Here is a 3,967-nt window from a genome sequence, read left to right as displayed (position 1 = left end):
TTGGTGTCGCGCCGGCCGGATCGCACCGGCGCCACCGGGCGCGCCGCGGTGCCGCAGGCGCTGCGCGCATCGGGCCGCGCGAAATGGTCGGGCGCGATGGCGGCGAAGCCGTGCGCCGCCAGCAGCCGCAGGGTCGCATCCGCCTGCGCGTCGTAGCCGCCGCAGCCATGCGCGAAGATCACCACCGGCATCGCTGTGCCGATGCGCCGCAGTCGCGGCGCGGCGTCCGCCATGCGCACCGGCTCCTCCTCCCCGGGCAGGATCACGTAGGCCTGGCTCCAGGTCCGCTCGACAGCGGCCGCGTCGTCCGCCGCCGCGACCGGCCCGTCGCCTGTCGCGGCGCATCCGGCCACCAGCGCAAGCGCCATCAGCGCCGCCACCGCACGTCCGGGCATGTTGCTCCTCCACACGGGTTGCGTGGAGGGCGTAGCGCCGCGGCGGTTGAGAAAGCGTTCGCGCGCGGCCGGTCCGCGCGCGACTCAGCGGCGCGACAGCAGCCCGATCAGCATGGCCGTCACGGCGGCGCCCAGCAGGCCCTTCTTCGCGCTCTGGCTGCGCAGCAGCGGCGCCAGCACCAAGGCCCGCGCGGCGCCGTCGCCCAACTGCCGCACCGCCTGCTGCCGCACCAGCCGCGCCTCCTCCGCCACCGGATCATGGCCGGCGCGTCGCGCGGCGAACAGGAATACGGTCAGCAGCACCAAGTCGCCCACCGCGACCAGCAGCGCCGCGCCCACCGGCCCGCCATTCCGCGCCAGCGCGGCGAAGGCTGCGAGATGCAGCATCATCAGCAGCATCAGCGCGAAGGCCGCCGCGACGCCCGCCAGCGCGGCCTGGATGCCGCGGGCCCGCAGCATGCGGCGCAGATGCAGCCCCTCCGCCTCCATGGCGGCGCGGGCCAGGCGGAAAAGGCGCATCGGCGCGTCGCCTCAGTGGTGGCGCTTCTCGTTGGAATGGACGTAGGTGTGCCCGCCCATCAGCCGGCCGAGCAGGTAGCCGCCCACCGCCACCAGCGCGACGGTCAGCAGCGGCCGCTGCCTGACGGTGTCGGACAGGGCGTAGGCATTCTCCTCGATCGTCGCGCGGGCACGTCGGGTGTAGTCCTCCACCGTGTCAGCCGCGGAGCCGAGCGCAGGCGTGACACGATCCTCCATCAACCGCTCCACCTGGGCGCGCAGCCGGGCGAGTTCGGCGCGCGCATCCTCGGCCAGGCGCTGGCCCGAGGCAGCGGCGTCGCGCCCGAGGCGCGAGGCATCGTCCTGCAGGTTGCGCATGTCGTTGGCGGGCTGGGACATCTTGTCTCCCCTTCATTCCGAGTTGCGTATCCCGCAACGAACGCCCGGCACCGCGGCAAGTTCCGGCCCTGCGCCGGTTGACAGGGCACGAGCGCGCGCGGAGCCTCGCCGCATGGACGGCCCGCTGCTGCGCTTCGAGCGCGTGTCGAAGAGCTACCCGGCACCGGCGCGCGGCGACGCGCAGGCGCGGCAGCCCGCCGCGCTGGACAGCCTCGACCTCGACGTGGCGCGCGGCGAACTGCTGACGCTGCTCGGGCCCTCGGGTTCCGGGAAGACGACCACGCTGATGCTGCTGGCCGGCTTCGAGACGCCGGACACCGGCCGCATCCTGCTGGAGGGCCGCGACATCGCGCGCCTGCCGCCGCACCGGCGCGGCATCGGCGTGGTGTTCCAGTCCTACGCGCTGTTCCCGCACATGTCCGTCGCCGAGAACGTCGCCTTCCCGCTGGAGGCGCGCGGCGTCCCGAAGGCGGAGCGCGCGGCGCGCGTGGCACGCGCGCTGGAGATGGTGCGCCTGCCCGGTATGGCGGAGCGCCGCCCGGCGCAGCTCTCCGGCGGGCAGCAGCAGCGCGTCGCGCTGGCCCGCGCGATGGTGTTCGAGCCGCCCATCGTCCTGCTGGACGAGCCGCTGGGCGCGCTGGACAAGGCGCTGCGGGAGGAGATGCAGCACGAGATCCGCGGCCTGCACCAGCGGCTCGGCCTGACCATGCTCTACGTCACCCACGACCAGTCGGAGGCGCTGACGCTCTCGGACCGGATCGCCGTGCTGGAAGGCGGCCGCCTGCGCCAGGTGGCGCCGCCGCGCGCGCTGTACGACGAGCCCGCGGATGCCTTCGTCGCCGGCTTCGTGGGCGAGAACAACCGCCTGCCGGCGACGCTGCTCTCGGCCGTGGGTGGCGTCGCACGGCTGCGGCTGGACGACGGGGCGGAGGTCCCGGCGCGGATGGACGACGCCGCGGCCCCCGGCAGCCGCTGCGTGGTGATGGTTCGGCCGGAGCGCATCGTGCTGCCCGCCGCCGGCCCCGCCGCGCTGCCCGCCTGCCTCGTGGAGGCGCTGTTCCAGGGCGACCACATCCGCCTTCGGCTGGCCCTGCCCGGCGGGGCGGAGATCGTCGCCAAGCAGCCGCCCGGCGCCGGCGCCATCCCCGAGCCCGGCGCCGCGGTGGCGGTGACCTGGGCGCCGGAACATGCGCGGGCCTTCCGCGACGACGCCGCCGCGCGATAGCCTTCCCGCCGGGCATCGGGACAGGAGGACGCCATGCGACGCAGGACGTGGATCGGGGCGCTGGGCGCGGCGGCGCTGGCGCTGCTCGGCGCGGACAGCGCCGCGGCGCAGAGCCGCGACCTGACCGTGGTGTCCTGGGGCGGCGCCTACCAGGACGCGCAGCGCGAGGTCTATTTCCGGCCCTGGATGGCGGCACGCAGCCAGCGGATGCTGGAGGAGACCTGGGACGGCGGCGTCGGCGTACTGCGCGCGCGCATCCAGTCCGGCGCCAACACCTGGGACGTGGTGCAGGTGGAAAGCGAGGAGCTGCTGATCGGCTGCGAGGAAGGCCTGTTCGAGCGGCTGGACTTCACCGCGATCGGCGGGCGCGACAACTACATCCCGCAGGCCGTGCACGAATGCGGCGTCGGCGCGATCTACTACAGCTTCGTCCTGGCCTGGGACCGCGCGCGGCTGCGCGAGGGCCCGCGCAACTGGGCGGATTTCTTCGACACCGCCCGCATCCCCGGCCGCCGCGCCCTGCGCCGCGGCCCGAAGACCACGCTGGAGATCGCACTGCTGGCCGATGGCGTGCCGGCCGACCAGGTGTATCGCGTGCTGGCTACGGAGGCCGGCGTGGACCGCGCCTTCCGCAAGCTCGAGACGATCCGCCGCGACCTCGCCTGGTGGGAGCGCGGATCGCAGCCGCCGCAATGGCTGGCCTCCGGCGAGGTGGCGCTGACCAACGCCTACAACGGCCGCATCGCCGCGGCGAACAGCAACGACGGCCGCGACTTCGGCATCGCCTGGAGCCAGAACCTCTATACGCTGGATTCCTGGGTGATCATGCGCGGCAGCCCGAACCGCGACCGTGCGCTGGATTTCCTGCGCTTCGCCGGCCAGGCGCAGGTGCAGGCCGGCCTGCCGCCGCGCATCCCCTATGGCGTCACGGCGCGCGGCGCCAATGCGCTGCTGACGCGCGACGTGCTGACGCAGTTGCCGACAGCGCCGCAGAACGCGGAGAACGCGCTGCAGATCGACGACAAGTTCTGGCTGGACAACCTGGACCGGCTCAACCAGCGCTTCAACGCATGGGTCAGCCGCTGAACGGCTGACCCAGGCTGCACGTCGCACGTGCGCGGCACCGGCCGCGGAGGGCGTTCGCCCGCTCGCCCGGCGCGTCGCGCCGGGCGCGAGCACGGGTGAAGCCGATGCGGCGGGGCCTGCACGCGGGCACGGTGCTTCTCGTCGCGCCGCTGCTGCTGGCGCTGCTGATTGGCTTCGTCGCGCCGATCGGCGCCTTCCTGTGGCGCGCAGTCGCCGATGACGAGGTGGCGGCGGTTCTGCCCCGCACCATCGCCGCGCTCGCCGCCTTCGACGGCGCGACCGTCCCGGACGCCGCCTTCGCGGCGCTCGCCGAGGACCTGCGCGCCGCCCGTGCGCGCGACGCGGAGACCGGCGCCGGCAGCGT

The 3,967-nt window shown here is 74.5% G+C and carries 5 protein-coding genes and 1 pseudogene; 3 read left to right on the top strand and 3 right to left on the bottom strand.

The genetic code is table 11. The features are described from left to right. The 3 genes from OZN99_RS27145 to OZN99_RS27135 all read right to left on the bottom strand — a co-directional run. On the bottom strand, positions 1–395 hold a 395-nt coding region (locus OZN99_RS27145), incomplete at its 3' end, for a dienelactone hydrolase family protein (RefSeq protein ID WP_270938352.1). Positions 396–479: 84 nt separating this feature from the next. Beyond that, entirely contained in the window at positions 480–914 is a 435-nt protein-coding gene (locus tag OZN99_RS27140) for a hypothetical protein (RefSeq protein ID WP_270938351.1), read from the bottom strand. 12 nt (positions 915–926) lie between these two features. Next, entirely contained in the window at positions 927–1,292 is a 366-nt protein-coding gene (locus tag OZN99_RS27135; RefSeq protein WP_270938350.1) for a hypothetical protein, read from the bottom strand. Between the two features lie 112 nt (positions 1,293–1,404). Here OZN99_RS27135 and OZN99_RS27130 point away from each other — a divergent pair, with 112 nt between their 5' ends. From OZN99_RS27130 to OZN99_RS27120, 3 genes and pseudogenes are all read left to right on the top strand, one after another. Next, the gene (locus OZN99_RS27130; RefSeq protein ID WP_270938349.1) at positions 1,405–2,517 is read left to right on the top strand and encodes an ABC transporter ATP-binding protein; all 1,113 of its coding nucleotides are present in this window, start codon (positions 1,405–1,407) and stop codon (positions 2,515–2,517) included. A 33-nt stretch (positions 2,518–2,550) separates the two neighbouring features. Next, positions 2,551–3,603 (top strand): ABC transporter substrate-binding protein, encoded by a 1,053-nt coding sequence (locus OZN99_RS27125; RefSeq protein ID WP_270938348.1) that lies wholly within the window; start codon positions 2,551–2,553, stop codon positions 3,601–3,603. Between the two features lie 104 nt (positions 3,604–3,707). After that, positions 3,708–3,967, top strand: a pseudogene (locus OZN99_RS27120) (hypothetical protein); the annotation flags it as partial.

Source organism: Falsiroseomonas oryzae (genome assembly GCF_027856955.1).
GTDB classification, from domain to species: domain Bacteria; phylum Pseudomonadota; class Alphaproteobacteria; order Acetobacterales; family Acetobacteraceae; genus Falsiroseomonas; species Falsiroseomonas oryzae.
Note: the sequence above shows the minus strand (reverse complement) of the source record. Positions and strands in the feature narration are given on the sequence as shown.